We start from the raw sequence: 18,423 nt of genomic DNA, 5'->3' as shown, positions 1-18,423 counted from the left end.
TGATGTTTAAAGATAAAAAATTTAACAGATACAGCACAACAACGCCGTTTTATTTTTATACATTAAAACAGAATAAATAGCAAAAAAACATTTGATAAACTTCCCTACTTAAACAATTGAACGAAAAATAAAGAATAAATATTTGTAAAAAGCCAAAGCTTTTCATTAAATTAGTATAGCTAAAATCCCGAAAGAGCAGATACGTAAACACGCTCGTATTTCAAAAATAACCAATAAGGAAAATAAACGATTATGCAGACAGTCAGGTTCACAGCCGAACATTATATTTTTCGCGATACACTTCGCGCATTTATTCAAAAAGAAATTACACCTTACATCGACGACTGGGAAAATAGAGGTGAAATAGATCGGAATATTTGGAAAAAAATGGGTGACATGGGACTTATGGGACTAAATATGCCAGAAGCTTACGGCGGAGTAGACCTGGATTTCTATTATTCCTTGATCCTTTGTGAAGAATTATCCTCTTGCTTTTCTGGAGGATTTACTATTTCCACACTTGTTATTCAGTTTATGTCCGCTCCTTACTTACTCAAATATGGTTCAGAGGATCTAAAAGCACGTTATCTTCAGCCCGTTATTGCAGGAGATATGGTGAGTGCTGTGGCTATAACAGAACCCGGAGCCGGTTCTGATGTAAAGCAAATCAAGACAACAGCCGTACGCGATGGAGATTTTTATATTGTCAACGGATCTAAAACTTTTATCACTAATGGGTATTATGGTGATTTCTTCATTACAGCTGTCAAGACATCTCCTGAACAGGGTACAAAGGGTGTCAGCTTGCTACTTATCGATCGAAATGCAACTGGCGTTTCGTCAAGCAAAATCAAAAAACTAGGCTGGCATGCCTCTGATACAGCTGAATTAGGATTTAACAACGTTCGGGTCCCTATTTCGCACCTCATTGGTAAAGAAGGAGAAGGATTCCGCTACTTAATGGATGGGCTCCAATTGGAACGACTAACTGCAGCTATCCATAGTCTTGCTACCGCGGAATCTGCATTTCAGTATACACTTGACTATGTAGCACAACGCGAAGCTTTTGGCAAGAAAATTCAGGAATTTCAAACCATCCGGCATCGCCTCGCGCAGATGAAAGCGAATATAGCTACGACGAAAGCTTTTATTTACCATTGTTGCGACCTGCAAAATCAGCAGGAATATGCCGTGCAGGAATGCTCCATAGCTAAACTACAAGCGAGTGAGCTTGCGCTAAACGTTGTAAATCAATGTCTCCAATTATTTGGTGGCTATGGATTTACAGAAGATTATAAAATCGCCCGGTTATATCGCGATGTGCGTGTAGGAACTATTATTGGCGGCACATCAGAAATCATGCTCGAAATCATCGCCAAAATGACGATAGATCATGTAACCTATCCATCCAAAAGTTCCAGCCAATAATCGAAGTAACGCAACACCTATTGTCAAGTATTATGCAGGAAAACAAATCTTATATAACACATCCCCACTTTTGGGTAGAACAGGACGATCATCATATCATTACAATAACCCCTTTCTCAACAATAGCCGAGCAGCTGGATATTGTAGGTTATCTCACGCAATTTGTTGACCTGGTCACGCTTGTTCTCGAAACGAAAGAAATCAAAGGCGTTGTGTATACTTGCCCTATTCAAGATGAAAAAATCGAATATATTCAGTTATTTGAGCAATTTTCACTGAACCGTGCAACTTCTTCAAACTTATACGCGCTTCTATCAAAGGTATTGCGCTGGAAAACGTTTAATATACCTATTGTTTCCATTTTTACTGGTAATTGTTCAGGCATAGCACTAGCAAGTATGTTGTGGTCTAGCTATCGAATTGCACCAACACAAATAGAATTAGGCTTCCCCGAAGCTCAATACGGGCTGTTTACAGCTTTTGGTACAACCGTCTACTTACCACCATTGATTGGTGCCAACGATGCGCTCCGCTTGCTGACACAAGGCAAACTTTGGAGTAGTGAGGAAGCCCACAAACTCGGCTTGGTAGACGAATTAGCGTATCACTCCGATGACTGCCTACATTTAGCCAAAACCTCGATCCGCCATACACCTCAATGTTTTGATAAACAAGGGAGTCGGCATACCGACGAAATAACAGCCGATGCAGTCTTCAATATTCAAAAAAAGGCACGCGGTTTATATCCTGGCATAAACGCTGTTATTGAGTTATTAACAGCAAACTCTTCATCCAGCCCTCTTGAAATCGCCGAGAAGGAAGCACAGTTATACCTGGAAGCCTTCAGCCTTCCCGAGACATTGAGTATGGTCCGCACACTGCATTACGGCGTAAAATCAGCAAAATCATCCACGAAGATCACACATGGTAACGACTACAACCTAAAAAAAATCGGCATATTGGGCGCCGGTATGATGGGATCTGGTATAGCTTATGAAGCTGCGCGAGCGAGAATTGAGGTCGTTTTAAAAGATGTTACACTCAACCAAGCTGAACAGGGCAAAGCCTATTCCAATCGGATATGCAAAAAACTATTCACTTTCGGTGGCATCACCTCCTCACAACAACACCAATTACTTGCTCGTATCAAACCCACCGATCAAATGGCAGATCTTGACGGATCTGATTGCATTATTGAAGCGGTATTTGAAGATTTCCACCTTAAAGCACAAGTAACACGACAAAGCTTACCCTATTTACACCAAGATGGGTTCTTCGCCACAAATACCACATCATTGCCCATTACCGAGCTTGCAAAAGCATCCAACAATCCCGAAAATTTTATAGGTATGCATTTTTTTTCTCCGGTAGATCGCATGCCCCTTGTCGAAATCATCTGCGGTAAACAAACCGCGCAAAAAACTTTAGAGAAAGCACTTATTACAGCTTCACGCCTCAATAAAGTTCCGATAGTCGTACATGATGGTCCTGGCTTCTTCACTTCGCGCGTATTCTTCAACTATTTACTCGAAGGTATTACCATGGTCCTGGAGGGTATCTCACCGGAGTTGATCGAACAAGAGGCGGCGGCAACAGGATTTGCAGTGGGGCCCTTGGCAGTATTGGACGAAATTTCCCTGGAACTGATGTTACATGTTTACGATCAATTACCTCGACTGCACGCCAGCCAGAAGCGCGCATATAACTACCTGAAATCGCTAGTTGAACAGGGAAGAAAAGGAAAAAAATGGGGAGCAGGATTCTACGATTACCCAAGTGAAAACAAAACGATTTGGAAGAATCCCAAAATTTCATCTTTAAAGGAAAATGTAAAGCCTACGACAATTCATAAACGTTTGTTGCATGTCATGGCATTAGATAGTTATCGATGCCTCGAAGAAGGCATACTCGATCAGCCCATCGACGGTGACATCGGCGCTATTTTAGGCGTAGGTTATGCCTCTTATACCGGTGGAGTTTTTAGCCACATCGACCGCACAACGCTTCCGGTTTTCGTGGCCGAATGTCAGGTATTTCAGTCCCTTGGCGATCAATGGGACATCCCCGAATCTTTAAAAAAACTGGCGAACAAGAATTTCAGATTTTATCATGGCTTCGAGTCAAACTGGCCCTGTATCAGCTAACTTGAATTTGAGACTGCTGCTGCATGCTCCGATGCGGATCTAATAGCTGATTATAAAAATACGAAGAGGTACAGTATACCTATTACAATCTTAAAACAGCGTAGTGATTTAGTGATGTAGCGAGGTAATAAAAAAAAGTAGTGCGACATTGAATGCCGCCCTACTTCGCTATCATTGGCGGACAAACAAATCCATGAGATGCGAAACATCCTGCTCAAGGAATGTATCGTAGTCCAAAGTTGCAGCAAGAATGGTTTGCTGTTGCTTTTCCGAAAATACACGAGCAAGATTTGTTTTGTATTTTTCAATTAACTTAGGAATACCTTCTGCCCTACGCCTGGGATGACCTATCGGATATTCAACCACTAATTCAGGCAATATTGTACCGTCAATCAATTCAATTGTCAAACCGTTTGATATTGCACGTTTTTGAGGATCGTGATAGTCAGCAGTGAACTGCGCATCTTCAACACAGGAAATTTTATCGCGAAGCGTATCGACTCTTGGATCAGAAGCGATATGATTTTCATAGTCGTCAGCTGTCAACCGGCCAAATATCAACGGAATCGCCACCATGTATTGAATACAGTGATCCCGATCTGCAGGATTGTGTAAAGGCCCCTTTTTATCAATAATACGAATAGCGGCTTCATGTGTGCGGATGGTTACACGAGCGATATCCGCACTGCTCTTTCCAAATTCTTTCAGTTGCTGATAAAGTTGCATAGCAGCTTCAGCTGCAGTCTGCGCATGGAATTCGGCCGGAAAAGAGATTTTAAAAAGAATATTTTCCATTACATAAGATCCATATTCCCGTTGAAATTTAAATGGATTACCTCGAAAAGATACATCATAAAATCCCCATGTTGGTGCGGTCAAAACAGAGGGGTAGCCCATTTCTCCAGTTTTTGCGATCAACGCGAGCCGAACAGCACGCGAAGTAGCATCTCCGGCAGCCCAGGATTTTCGGCTACCTGTATTTGGGGCGTGTCGATACGTGCGTAATGCTTGCCCGTCAACAAAAGCCAACGAAACCGCATTGATAAGCTCTTCTTTTGTTAGACCGAGAAGCTTACCTACAACTGCTGTTGAAGCCGCTTTCACCAAAATAACATGGTCTATCCCCACCTTATTAAAAGAGTTTTCAAGTGCTAAAACACCTTGTATCTCATGGGCCATAATCATTGCTTCCAGCACCGCTTTAGTCTTTAACGGCTTTTGACCGTTAGCTATATTGCTTCGACTCAACCAATCTGCCACTGCTAAAATACCCCCCAAATTATCTGATGGATGTCCCCACTCCGCAGCGAGCCAGGTATCATTAAAATCTAGCCATCGAATAATCGTGCCGATATTGAACGCCGCCTGTATGGGATCCAATTGAAAATTTGTACCTGGTACCCGTGCGCCGTTTGGCACAATGGTACCGGCAACAACAGGCCCTAAGAGTTTGGTACAGGCGGGATATGTTAGTGCTTCCAAGCCGCAACCAACTGTGTCGAGAAAACAATAGAAAGCCGTATTCCAAGCAACTTTCCCTCCAATTTTATCGTGTAGAACATAGTCCACAATGTCCACTAAAACCTGATCTGGCTGTGGTCTTTCATTTGATATTGCTGAGCCCATTCGTGTATGTTGTATAAGACTGTCGTTTTATTTATTGATTAAAATCCGCTCTTACGCCTAATTTTCCTAATAGCTATATGCTAACAAAGAGGTTTGGCCTCCTGCCCCCAGTCCTATTTACCGTTCAGAAATAGGCACAAAAGCTCTATTGTCGGGACCAGTGTAATGTGCACTTGGCCGGATAATTTTTCCATCCTGACGCTGTTCGAAAACATGCGCAGACCATCCGGTAATACGTGAGAGGACAAATAAAGGAGTAAACATTTCTGTCGGAATGCCCATGATATGATAGGACACTGCCGAGTACCAATCTAGATTAGGGAACATTTTCTTTTCCTCCCACATGACTTTTTCCAATCGCTCTGCGATCAGATAGAGTGTCATGTTTCCAGCTTCCTCCGAAAGCTCCCTTGCCACTTGTTTTATCACTTCATTTCTTGGGTCAGAGATTGTATATACAGGATGACCAAACCCAATAATAACTTCCTTATTAGCCAATCGTCTCCGGATATCCACTTCCGCCTCATCAGCATTTGCATAACGGCTCTGTATTTCAAAAGCGACCTCATTGGCCCCGCCATGCTTAGGTCCGCGTAACGCACCTATCGCACCAGCTATACAGGAATACATATCAGAACCTGTCCCAGCAATGACCCGCGCTGTAAATGTAGATGCATTAAACTCATGTTCTGCATATAAATTGAGTGAAATTTGCATAGCTCTTACCCAAGAAGCGGCGGGTACCTTTCCATGTAGCAGATGCAGAAAATGGCCACCTAAAGTTGCATCGGCTGTCTCAACCTCAATTTCACGGCCATGCTGACTGAAATGGTACCAGTACAACAGCGCTGAAGCCATTGACGCCATCAGGCGAGTTGCAATATCCCGAGCCCCAGCAATGGGATGGCTTTCTTTTTCGGGTGAAACACTTCCAAAAAAAGATACATAGGTTCGCAAGACGTCCATGGCATGAGCAGTGGATGGCAATTGCTTCAGTACGTGCTGAACAGTAATCGGCAACCCACGCTGACTTAAGATCTGACTTTGATAACTGCTTAATTGCGCCTGAGTTGGTAAGCTCCCATAAACAAGCAGGTAGGCCACCTCCTCAAAACTGGCTTGATGCGCCAACTCCAAGATATCATACCCCCTATAATGCAAATCATTACCACTTTTTCCGACAGTACTCAAAGCGGTATTACCTGCCGGTACACCAGAGAGTGCTACACTTTTTTTAGGCTTAAAACCCGTACCGTTTGTCTCTTCCATCTGATAAAATTATTTATTAAACAATTGATCCAATCGATTTTCATAGGCATAATAATCGATACTTCTGTATAACTCTTCTCTCGTCTGCATGTGCTCGATCATATTAGCCTGTCCGCCATCTCGCCGAATGTGACGATAAACCTCCGTAGCCGCTTTGTTAGCCGCACGGAAAGCAGAAAGTGGATAAAGAACAATAGAAACGTCCGCCTGACGCAGTTCATCCAGATTAAACAACGGTGTCTGTCCAAATTCGGTGATATTCGCCAAAATAGGGAGGCCAGTCGCGGCACTAAATTGGACGTATTGGTCCAAATGGTGTACTGCTTCAGCAAAGATAAAGTCTGCTCCAGCCTCTTTATATGCGACAGCTCGTTCCAGAGCCAATTCAATACCTTCCGAAGCGAGTGCATCTGTGCGTGCACCAATGACAAAATGTTCATCCGTTCGCGCATCCACTGCCGCTTTTAGGCGGTCGACCATTTCAGAGGAAGAGACCAGTTCTTTACCCGGCCGGTGTCCACAACGTTTAGCTCCCACCTGATCCTCCATATGTATTGCTGCTGCACCCACCTTAATTAACGACTTTATCGTTCGGGCAACATTAAAGGCCGACGGACCAAAGCCGGTATCAATATCCACCATCAAAGGGAGATGACATACATTTGTAATGCGATCTACATCAATCAAAACATCGTGTAGTGTGGTAATGCCAAGGTCTGGAATTCCTAATGAACCGGCAGCAACACCACCGCCAGAAAGATAAATTGCCTTAAAACCGGCCTGATCAGCCAAAAGAGCATGATTAGCATTAATAGCTCCAACAATTTGCAATGGTTTTTCGTTCTTAATCGCTTCCCTAAAGAGGAAACCTGGGGATTTTATCATAATATAGAATTTGAAATTCCAAGCCCTGCAATTACCTTTAGATACAGGCAACAGCGACTAATTTAGTTTACGTAGTCTAAACACTCTTCTTTAGAGCGTTCTTCCTAAAGATACAAATTAACACACCAATAAAACAAATTAATTTCTAAACGCAAGGTTATTTACAGAAGAAAATACGGCTATAAACAAAAAAGCACTTCACCTAATTTAAGAAGCCCTGAACTTAGGTTCAAGGCTTCTATCTAAATCCGCATGACCACATGGATCATTGCTTTGTTTATAAATGCACAAAAAAAACTATTTTTCGATAAAATTAGGACCATGAAAAACCCGCTTTGCCTGCCCCCTCTTCACTTCGATTTGATTTTTCCATTTTTGCTCATTGGCCACATTTAACTCCTCACGGCCCAATTCCCTCAAACGCTCCGCTAATCGCAGCAGTGCAATCTCTTTATTCTGCAACTGCGACCTCGTATCCATCACCTGTACACTGATACCGCTAGGAACATGCGTTGCTCTGACTGCTGAACTGACCTTATTAACATGTTGGCCTCCTGCTCCGCTGCTACGCATTGCCTGAAAATAGACATCTTTCAAATGCAGCACATCTTCCTTTGCTACCGGAGAATAGGGTTTTACTTCCACAAACCAATTTTTGCGTTTATGCAAAGGACGAAAGGGACTTTTACAGACCCAACAGACTGTACCAATCCATTTATCCAACAATTGGTCCAGATCATTTCCCCTCAGCCGGAAGGTCGAAGAACAGGGAAGTCCATCAATTTCTTCTGTTTCTAATTCTTCGGCTATTGCCCCAACTTTACGCGCTTCAAGAGTGATGCGGCTAGCGACTAGCCTAACCGCCAAATTACATTCCTTAGGACCTCGTCCTGAGGTAACTTGCAAGTACTTTTCCTCCATCATATTATTTATCCATACGAACGATCTTCGGACTGAATGTACCGAGAACACTAACCAGTTCTTGCTGTAAGTTCATGACCCGATCAATATCTTTGTAAGCTCGCGGTGATTCATCCAATGCCCCACCAATTAAATGCACCCCATGGGTTTCCAGATCTTTCATCATGGCGCTTTTTGTCAGACTGTTTTTACAGGCTGACCTCGACATAACACGCCCAGCTCCATGTGAAGCAGACTGTAAACTTAGTGGGTTTCCCTTCCCCTCCACAATAAATCCTGGCGCTGTCATAGAACCAGGGATTATCCCCAGCACACGATCACCAGCAGGCGTTGCGCCCTTCCGGTGAACGATACATTCTTCACCATTCACAAGTTCCTTCCAGGCGAAATTGTGATGGTTTTCGATCGTTACGATGGGATTACTCCCAAGTGCTTTCGCCAGACGTCGATGAATATCTGCATGACAGGCCTGTGCATATTCTCCCGCCAAATTCATTGCCATCCAATATTCCTGTCCCTCTTGGCTTGCTAAATCCAGCCAGGCCAAATGCTGCACGTGGCGCGGTAAGGGACATTGCTGTGCCGCAAGAGCTGTATAATGTTTAGCGATATGCGCGCCCAGTCCCCGAGAGCCACTATGGGATAGGATTCCCAGATATTGCCCTGGACTTATTCCCCATTCATCCCTCACGGTATGAAGTTCAACTACACCGAATTCGACAAAATGATTACCGCTGCCGGAAGTCCCAAACTGTCTGTACGCTTTACCTAACAGCTCTTTGAGCATCGGAATGTCCTGAAATTCAGCTCTGCTGAAAATAGCGTGATCATGTTTATCACGATGTGTTTCATTTAAACCAAATTTGGTATTTTCCTTCAATATATTTCTAAGTTGAAATTCTCTCCCTTTGAAATAACTACCCGGCAAATCGAATAGCGACAGACTCATCCGACAACCGATATCGACACCTACGCCATATGGTATTACGGCATTTTCTACAGCCAGCACACCTCCAATAGGAAGCCCGTAACCCGTATGTGCATCCGGTAGCAATGCACCTTGTCTTGAAATTGGTAATCTCAAAGCATCATACAATTGCCTTTTGGCCTGCTGATCAATTTCATTCTCTCCAAATATGCTAAATGGAGCAGGATGTGAATGCAGTTCCTGCATGCGCAGCTCAACGGGCTTAACCAACCCTTCAGATACTTTGCCCCATATTTTATGCCCCATAAACCGCTCTGGAGCTTCTAACAGCTCCGTAAGTTCAAGAAGAATCGTTGTTTTTTCTTCTTTCTTACGATACCTTGTGATCAGCCCTAAAGCTGTATTAATTACATTATTTTTAGGAAATCCTATTTTAACTAGATCTTTCCCTGATAATTTACTTCCCATTTTTATTAAAAAAATAAACAGTTAACGGTCAATCTGTTCTTGCGAATCAAATTGACAGCATGTTGAAAAAATTCGGGAACATATTTTGGATATAAAACGTTTAATTCTGCGAATTATCCTCCAGCGGCGCGCGCAACATCGCTTCTATCCCTGTGATGTGTACGCACAAAGACACAAAGCGATCATCGCCTATTGCGGTTAGCTCGTTTAATTGAACATCAAATCCGGAAAATAAAAAAAGCCCGAATGAACTTCGGCTTCTTGATTTGTATAAATTGGTTTTCCAAAAGAATTAAGCTACTTGACAATTCATCCTAGCGGATTGAATCTATCAGGATACGCTTATATTTCGAACAATATCTTACATCTTACAAAAAGCACGAAGAATGCTTTCGGCAAATCCATTTGCCTTAAAAGCTTGCTGTGTTATCTTTCTAGCGACCAACATATCTCTTCGTATTTAAAGTGTTAAAATTATAATAATATTGAGCGCAAATATAAGTATATTTAGATAATAAAAAACAGAAGCTATTTTAATCTACGTTGAATGGAAGAGGATCTTTTAATACAAATTTAAAATCCACTGTATTCCCGCCCCTCATCACACGAAAACGCATCTCCTTACCCTCTTCCGATTTAAAAAGATTATGAATCGACTCCAAAGAAAATGAAGATGCGGACCGACCATTGATCCTTATGACTTTATCATCAGGCAGTAGTCCTGCGATTGCCGCAGGCGACCCCTCACGCACCGTTGCAATCTTATACATATTTCGGAGCACAAAGCGATATTGCACACTATTTCCCATTCTCACCTCTGTACCACCATCTTTTTGAAGGACCACTGGTATTTCTTTTCTTTCGTATTGAATACCATCATGTATAATTTCTAGACCACTCATATTCAAATAATAAAAACGATCAAAATCCTTATTCTTACGGAGATAGATTACTTTATTTGGATAGTCTAAGATGACTTTAAATCGACGCAACAATTCGTTGCCAAGAGAGCCTATCCTTTCACTTACAAATGTCGCATGTTGTAACGAGCTCAACTCAGGATAGGCGACAAGCGGATAATTCATTGTGAACGGACCGAGCTCGAGCGACCGTATTCGATTTCTTTTCCCGTAAATCTCGCCATTAAAGCCTTGCCCAATATAGTCATCGATAAAAGGAGGTTTAATATCGAAATTATCTAACTTCGAAGGTATAAGCATCAAAGCATCGCTATTTCCCATATCAATCAATACTCGGCCATCGATCACGGCATCATCCTGTCTGAAAGCAACTGCAATATAGGGGCGGCTATTTACAATATCCAACGGTAAACATTGCATTTTCTCCAGCCCCTTGGGCCGATTTGTCTTAGGAAATAACGTGATGCGATGTTTTTGGAAATCAATTTCTATCATGTGGTTTTCAAAAAAACGACTTCCCATAATGCCATTTACCTCTACTCCTATGCGAGTAGAGATATCAATATGAGCATTTTGTAGAATGTATATTGGCTGGTCCAAATCTTCATATACACCAGCTATATTTACATGGTTATTAATCGACAAATAACCATCCAGTCCCTCTTCACGACCTAAACCCTGAAATTTGTTGACAAAAACGGCGGTATCGATTGATTTTAATGTCTCGCCAAATATCATAGTTTCCTTTACGCCTGTATCCAAGAGGAAGTTCATCGTATAACCATTCACCAAAACTGGAATGATGACCAAGTTATGTACAAAGAGGAAAGAAAATTTAGCCTGCTTTTTTCCATTCAATACAAAGCCTACTTGCCCCTGAGTGAGGAGAAAGCAGAACAATCCCAGCGATAGAAAAAATACCTTCATTCAAGTTTACATTTGGTATTTCCAATTTAAACAACAAAATTCATATAAAAAAAGGTTTTTAAAAGGCGAAAACTGCCTGAGCAATTTTCAATCTTTTATCGCCAGTTTTTTACCCGAGAAAACGACATGTTGTTGTACCGTATTGCATCTGCCTTTAAATCCTTCCGGACCGGATCCTATCGTATACCTATGTTAATATAAATGCTGGAAACGGAGACAAACCGAGTCTGAAAAAAGTAAAACCAAACCGTTATTGACCATGCTAGAATTGGCATAGTTGCAATTAACTAAGATAACTAATAAAACTAGGATATCCTAATACCAACTTGTACCAAAAAACAATATTTACTTTATATATGGACAGTAATTAGTCACTGCTTATTCAATTCTCACTGAGTCATCACTGAACGAGCACTGAACAAACACTGAACAAGTAGTGACGTAACGGTTAAATTGGTTGCCATTTGATCGCCATCAGGTGTAGCTAAAAAATTAAGAGAAAAAAAGGCAGGGAACTTCGCTTATGTAACAAAAAAGGATCATCTCGGCGTGATCATCGGATGTGATGATTCATTGAAAAAATCCCATAAAACAAAAAAGCCTCTTTACTAAAGTAAAGAGGCTGTGCGTACCCGGAGCCGGAGTCGAACCGGCACGGTTTCCCACTGGTGTTTGAGACCAGCGCGTCTACCAATTCCGCCATCCGGGCATATCCGTTTGGGATGATGCAAAAGTAGGTTTTTTCGTGAAAAAGAGAAAACTTTTTGAATAAATTTACCGTATAAATGAATATAAAGCTGAAATTCAGCCAAATAATTTTCTATCAGTTACTCAGATAACTTGCTCTGACGGTAATATTCGCCGTTTTTTTCCGTGAGGTTGTATTAAACACCCCCCCAGAGGAATATTCTTCGTTATCATTTTGACCAGTTATCTGAAAAATTCCAAGATCGGCCTTTACAAGGTTGCCCAATTCGGCATTCGACTCGGTTGCAATATTATTGGCACGCTGATGTGCATTTTTTGAGGCTTGCGAAATAAGTTCCAATTTCAGATCTTCCAGCTTAGAATAATAATAATTAGGGGTACTTGAACTGAGCTCAATTCCTTTGGAAATTAACGTGGATATCTCTCTTGAGGCATTATCCACCTTGTTCAAATCTTTCGATTCCACACTCACCGTCTGAGACAAAGTATATCCAGAAAAAGTATTGTAACCATTGCCCTTCCCATCGGTATGGTATTCAAAGTCCTTCGCAATGTTGACAGCTTCAAAACGGATCTCGCCGGCTTTCACCCCTTGTTGAACTAAAAATTCCCGAACCAAATCACGATCTGTTGCCAATTGAGCAGAGGCTGCACTCAACTCGAAGTTTTTTCTGCTGAAAGTAGCGCTCCATTTGACCAAATCGGACTCAAAATCCTTTTTGGCATTCCCATTTACGGTGATCGTCTGCATGGATTTGAACTTATATCGGTATGCGGCTCCCACGATCCAGGCAGTGACTACGATTACAAGCCCCAAGATAACTGAAGCAATAATAGAGGATGAAGATTTCATAACCAGTTTTTTATGTTTACGTAACAATGAATATACCAAAAAATCAACGGTTTTTTATTTTTTATAGATAAATTGCGACAAAAAGTATTAAAATATGAATAAGAAAAATATCTGTATTCCATTTTGTTTTCTAGCAGCGTTTGCTGCCCATGCTCAAAAGAAACCGTTGGATCATACAGTATATGATGGTTGGCAAAATATCTCCGCGCCATACATCAGTAAATCAGGTAAATTTATCCTATTTCAAGTCATCCCCCAAGAAGGAGACGGTCAACTTTTTTTAAAAACAAAAGATAGCAAAGAAATCGCTCAAATTCCTAGAGGCTATAATGCGAAGTTAACGGATAATGAAAATAATTTAGTAAGCTTGATCAAAGCCCCGTTTGCAGCCACCCGGGAGGCTAAGATCAAAAAGAAAAAAGCTGAAGATCTTCCCAAAGACTCACTCGGCATTTACAATTTAACAACCTTTGCCCTCGTTAAATTTCCGCAGGTAAAGTCCTTTAAAATTTCCGAGCAGAACAATAATTTCGTTTCTTTCCTTTTTGATAAAGAAGTAAGTGAGCAAGCCGCACCAAATGCTGCCACAAATGCTGGTTCAAAAAATAAGAACAGTGATAAAAAGAAAAAGACGATTGCAACTCTTGCTTTATACGATTTAAATACTGGAGATTCCGTCCAATTTTCGGCTGTAGATCAGTATGAATGGAACAAAACAGGGTCGAAAATCGTTTTCTCCAAAAAAACAGATACAAAAGACAGCTTATCAAAAGAGTCTGGTGTATACCTTTACGAATTAGCAACCAAAAAGCTCAAAAAGATATCAAATGGAAAAGGCAATTACAAAAATTTCAAGTTTGATGATGCAGGCGATCAGCTCGCTTACTTAGGGGACCTCTCAAATGAAAAAGCATTACTAAAAAATTATAAGCTATATTATTATACAAATGCGATAGATACAGCCCAATATCTTGCAACACAAACCAGCAACGGCATACCTAAAACCTGGGCCGTTAGCGGAGATGGTGAAATCCGTTTTAGTAAAAATGGAGAGAAGTTGTTTTTTGGAATAGCACCAATACCTCGTGTCAAAGATACCACCCTAGTGGATTTCGAGCATGCAAAAGTGGATATTTGGCATTGGCAAGACGACTACTTACAACCTATGCAGCTGGTAAATCTGAAGAAAGAACTCGCAAGAAACTTCTTGGCGGTCACTTACCCCAAATATAATCGCACGATTATTCCGCTGACAGACAATACGTTTAATTCAACTTCACTTACCCCAGATGCAAACGGGGAATATATCTTGGCGCGAACTGATTTCGGCAAACGAATTGAAAGCCAATGGGAAGGTAGTACACGGGATGACATTTACCTGGTCTCGACGAAAACAGGGAATAAAGAATTAATTCTTTCAAACTTTTCAGGAAATGCGATTTTAAGTCCCGATGCAAAATATATTGTGTTTTTTGATCAGGACAAGGGGACTTGGAACTCCTACCACATCAGTTCAAAGAAAAAGATCGTGCTGAATGATGGCATACCCGCATCGTTCTCCGATGAAGAAAATGATATGCCTACCACTCCACAGGGCTATGGTATGGCTGCCTGGACGCCAGACTATAAGGGGATATACGTCAATTCAAGATATGACATCTGGTATTTTAACTTAGACGGCTCAAGTAAATCTATTTTAACCAATGGTTATGGTGCGGCGTCACAGACAACATTCCGTTACTTGCCTTTTAGACGAGAAGAAGACCGCAACCAAGCCACAACACTTGACTATAAAAAGGGCGGCTATCTGACATCCTTCAACAACAAGACTAAAGAATCGGGTTTTTACCAGTTCAAAGGACAACGCAATGACCCAAAAAGCCTCCTGATTGCGCCTAAATCTTTCAAGAACATTAGTGCCTCCGCAGATCAAAAAACCATCCTTTACAGTAAGGAGGATTATATAATGTCTCCCAACCTCTATACAAATACCGCAAAATTCAACGATGAATTACAGTTATCCAATATAAACCAGCAACAGGCTAATTATAATTGGGGTACAGCAGAATTGGTTCACTGGACCACGCCTGAAGGCAATCAAGCGGAAGGTATTCTGTATAAACCGGAAAATTTTGATCCGGCAAAAAAATATCCGATCATCGCTTATTTTTACGAAAAGCTCTCCGATGGTCTATACACCTATCAGGCTCCTGCACCTACCCCTTCGCGTTTAAACATCCCTTATTTCGTTAGTAACGAATATTTGGTCTTCGCACCAAACATCAGTTACAAAACCGGGCACCCTGGCAAATCGGCGGAAGAATACATTAATTCGGGCATGAAATACCTGGCTCAAAACAGCTGGGTCGATAGTACGAAAATGGGGATCCAAGGACAAAGCTGGGGCGGCTATCAAGTGGCACATCTGATTACACGGACGAATATGTATGCGGCAGCCTGGACTGGGGCTCCTGTCGTCAATATGACCTCGGCCTATGGCGGAATACGCTGGCAAAGCGGCATGTCTCGTCAATTTCAATACGAACATACACAAAGTCGTATCGGTAAAACGCTATGGGAAGCACCAGAACTCTATATTGAAAATTCACCATTATTCCATTTAGATCAAGTAAATACTCCCGTTGTTATCATGGCAAATGACAATGATGGTGCTGTGCCATGGTATCAAGGGATTGAAATGTTTACCGCATTGCGCCGATTGAAAAAACCTGTATGGATGTTGAATTACAATGGTGACGAGCACAATCTGATGCTGCGACAAAACAGAAAAGATATACAAATTCGAGAGCAGCAGTTCTTCGACCATTTTCTAAAAGGAGCCCCTGCACCTAATTGGATGAAGAAAGGGATTCCAGCCACGGAAAAAGGAATAGACTGGGGACTTGAATTCTAGCACAAAACAATAAAAAGGTGTGATTTTTAAAAATCACACCTTTTTTAATAGCTAAAAACTCTATTTCCCAAATTATTTTTAAAAAAACATCAAAAAAATTTCAATTTTTAACAAAAACACGATATTTTTGAAAAACAAAATCAACAAAACTGTAATTTAACTACAAAATACAAATGTCGAACCTAAGATTCAAAGCAGTAGAAGCAGCTGGCTCACGCCAAATCGCTTCATTTGAAAAAGTTGAAACTAAAAAAGCAACTGACATCTACGGAAAGAATGTTTTTTCCGTAAACAAAATGAAAGACTACCTTCCTAAAAATTCATATAAGGAGTTAGTTGCATCCATTGAGGAGGGCCAAATTATTTCAAGAGATTTAGCTGAGCATATCTCACAAGCGATGAAAACTTGGGCACTTAATCACGGTGTTTCACATTACACACACTGGTTTCAACCCCTAACTGGTTCGACTGCTGAAAAACACGATGCATTCTTTGAACCTGATGAAAACGGTGAAGCAATTGAAAAATTTACAGCTGACGCATTAGTTCAACAAGAACCAGATGCATCGTCATTTCCGAATGGTGGTATCCGCAACACGTTTGAAGCTAGAGGTTATACTGCTTGGGATCCATCTTCTCCAGCTTTCATCTATGAAACAGGAGCTGGTAAAACACTCTGTATTCCTACGGTTTTTGTTTCTTATACAGGAGAATCATTAGACTATAAAGCACCTTTGTTAAAAGCTATCAATGCCGTTGATAAAGCAGCAACTGATGTCGCTCAATATTTTGATAAATCTGTTACCAAAGTCAATGCCTCTTTAGGTATTGAACAAGAATATTTTTTGGTCGACCTTTCTTTATATAATGCTCGTCCAGACCTTCAATTAACTGGCCGTACGTTATTTGGACACATGTCTGCTAAAGGGCAGCAATTGGAAGATCATTATTTCGGTGCCATTCCAGAACGCGTATTGGCTTACATGGTGGATTTGGAAAATGAAGCTTTAAAATTAGGTATTCCATTAAAAACTCGTCACAACGAGGTTGCTCCGTCGCAATTTGAGTGTGCGCCAATGTATGAAGAGATCAACTTGGCAATCGACCACAACCAATTGTTAATGAACCTCATGGAGCAAGTAGCTTTACGACATAACTTTAAAGTATTGTTACATGAAAAACCATACTCTGGTGTTAATGGATCGGGTAAACACAACAACTGGTCTCTCATCACAAATACAGGTATAAACTTATTGTCTCCGGGTAAAACTCCGAAGAATAATTTGATGTTTTTGACTTTCTTTGTCAACACCATCAAAGCCGTTTATGAATATGCTGATTTAATGCGCGCTTCTATTGCGAGCGCAAGCAACGACCACCGTTTGGGTGCAAACGAAGCTCCTCCAGCAATTATTTCAATTTTCTTAGGTTCTCAATTGGATGAACTTCTTGAAGAAGTTGAATCGGCCCGCGTCGCTAAAAAAGTGAAAGCAGAGGCGAATTTATGGCATGGAATTCCTAAAGTTCCTGAATTAAAATTAGACAATACAGACCGTAATCGTACATCGCCATTTGCTTTCACCGGTAACAAATTTGAATTTCGCGCGGTCGGTTCTTCGGCAAACTCCGCTTTACCAATGACGGTATTGAATGCAATCGTTGCTGCACAGTTGATCGAGTTCAAAACAGAAGTTGATAAACAAATCAAAAAAGGCACTAAAAAAGATCTCGCGATCTTAAACGTAGTCCGCAAATACATCAAAGATTCAAAAGCGATCCGTTTTGAAGGTAATGGATATAGTGAGGACTGGGAAAAAGAAGCCGAAGCTCGCGGTCTTTCGAACATCAAATCTACACCTAGAGCGCTTGACGTATATGTTAAAGAGGAATCTTTGGCATTGTTTGAGTCGCTCGGTATCTACACAAAACGTGAATCAGAAGCTCGTCATGAGATTTTACTGGAAAACTTCTACAAAAAATTACAGATTGAAGCTCGTGTGATCGAAGAAATGGTTAACAACCAAATCGCTCCTGCGTGTTTCATTTATCAAAATGAATTGATTGAAAACGTCAAAGGATTAAAAGACCTTGGTCTTGCTGCTGCGTCGTTCAGTTCTCAATTGAATTTTGTAGAACGTATATCATCACATGTTAATACCATCTTGGAACAAGCTGAAGCGATGCGCCAAGAACGTAAAAAAGCAAATCAAATCGAAGACGTTCGTGAAAGATCAATCGCGTATGATGAATTGGTTAAACCTTACTTTGATGTCATTCGTTATCATGTCAACAAATTGGAGAAAATTGTTGATGATAAAAAATGGCCTCTACCGAAATTAAGAGAAATCTTATTTTTAAGCTAAGATAACTTCCCTAAAACAAAAAGAGCCTACGATATCGCAGGCTCTTTTTGTTTTAGGGAAACGTTCGCT

The 18,423-nt window shown here is 41.1% G+C and carries 11 protein-coding genes and 1 tRNA gene; 4 read left to right on the top strand and 8 right to left on the bottom strand.

Annotation, left to right across the window (positions count from 1 at the left end; genetic code table 11):
• Window positions 1-252 precede the first annotated feature (252 nt).
• The gene (locus B2W36_RS18185; RefSeq protein WP_293889085.1) at window positions 253-1,428 is read left to right on the top strand and encodes an acyl-CoA dehydrogenase family protein; all 1,176 of its coding nucleotides are present in this window, start codon (window positions 253-255) and stop codon (window positions 1,426-1,428) included.
• Window positions 1,429-1,460: 32 nt separating this feature from the next.
• Window positions 1,461-3,572, top strand: a complete 2,112-nt coding sequence (locus B2W36_RS18180) for a 3-hydroxyacyl-CoA dehydrogenase NAD-binding domain-containing protein (RefSeq protein ID WP_293889083.1) — start codon at window positions 1,461-1,463, stop codon at window positions 3,570-3,572.
• A gap of 171 nt (window positions 3,573-3,743) precedes the next feature.
• On the opposite strand, the gene B2W36_RS18175 is transcribed toward B2W36_RS18180, so the two are convergent.
• The 8 genes from B2W36_RS18175 to B2W36_RS18140 all read right to left on the bottom strand — a co-directional run bounded on the left by B2W36_RS18175 (window position 3,744) and on the right by B2W36_RS18140 (window position 13,077).
• Window positions 3,744-5,198 (bottom strand): bifunctional 2-methylcitrate dehydratase/aconitate hydratase, encoded by a 1,455-nt coding sequence (locus B2W36_RS18175; RefSeq protein WP_293889081.1) that lies wholly within the window; start codon window positions 5,196-5,198, stop codon window positions 3,744-3,746.
• Window positions 5,199-5,315: 117 nt separating this feature from the next.
• The gene (prpC, locus tag B2W36_RS18170; protein ID WP_209574347.1) at window positions 5,316-6,467 is read right to left on the bottom strand and encodes a bifunctional 2-methylcitrate synthase/citrate synthase; all 1,152 of its coding nucleotides are present in this window, start codon (window positions 6,465-6,467) and stop codon (window positions 5,316-5,318) included.
• Window positions 6,468-6,476: 9 nt separating this feature from the next.
• A complete protein-coding gene (gene prpB / locus B2W36_RS18165) occupies window positions 6,477-7,352 on the bottom strand; it encodes a methylisocitrate lyase (RefSeq protein ID WP_293889079.1) in 876 nt (291 codons plus the stop codon).
• Window positions 7,353-7,649: 297 nt separating this feature from the next.
• Window positions 7,650-8,276: a peptide chain release factor H gene (gene prfH, locus B2W36_RS18160; protein ID WP_293889077.1), complete on the bottom strand. Its 627-nt coding sequence runs from the start codon at window positions 8,274-8,276 to the stop codon at window positions 7,650-7,652.
• Between the two features lies 1 nt (window position 8,277).
• The gene (locus B2W36_RS18155) at window positions 8,278-9,669 is read right to left on the bottom strand and encodes an RtcB family protein (protein WP_293889076.1); all 1,392 of its coding nucleotides are present in this window, start codon (window positions 9,667-9,669) and stop codon (window positions 8,278-8,280) included.
• A gap of 533 nt (window positions 9,670-10,202) precedes the next feature.
• Window positions 10,203-11,516, bottom strand: a complete 1,314-nt coding sequence (locus B2W36_RS18150) for a PDZ domain-containing protein (RefSeq protein WP_293889074.1) — start codon at window positions 11,514-11,516, stop codon at window positions 10,203-10,205.
• Window positions 11,517-12,145: 629 nt separating this feature from the next.
• Window positions 12,146-12,225: transfer RNA gene (locus B2W36_RS18145), tRNA-Leu, on the bottom strand.
• Between the two features lie 114 nt (window positions 12,226-12,339).
• Complete coding sequence (locus tag B2W36_RS18140) at window positions 12,340-13,077, bottom strand: SIMPL domain-containing protein (protein ID WP_209574356.1); 738 nt, start codon at window positions 13,075-13,077, stop codon at window positions 12,340-12,342.
• A 94-nt stretch (window positions 13,078-13,171) separates the two neighbouring features.
• On the opposite strand from B2W36_RS18140, the gene B2W36_RS18135 reads away from it, so the two are divergent.
• Window positions 13,172-15,991, top strand: coding sequence for a S9 family peptidase (locus B2W36_RS18135; protein ID WP_293889072.1), 2,820 nt, complete (start codon window positions 13,172-13,174; stop codon window positions 15,989-15,991).
• A gap of 173 nt (window positions 15,992-16,164) precedes the next feature.
• Window positions 16,165-18,354 (top strand): glutamine synthetase III, encoded by a 2,190-nt coding sequence (locus B2W36_RS18130; protein WP_293879208.1) that lies wholly within the window; start codon window positions 16,165-16,167, stop codon window positions 18,352-18,354.
• Window positions 18,355-18,423 lie beyond the last annotated feature (69 nt).

It is taken from the genome of Sphingobacterium sp. UBA3549 (assembly GCF_002376635.1).
Lineage (GTDB): Bacteria > Bacteroidota > Bacteroidia > Sphingobacteriales > Sphingobacteriaceae > Sphingobacterium.
This window is presented reverse-complemented; position numbering and strand designations above follow the sequence as displayed.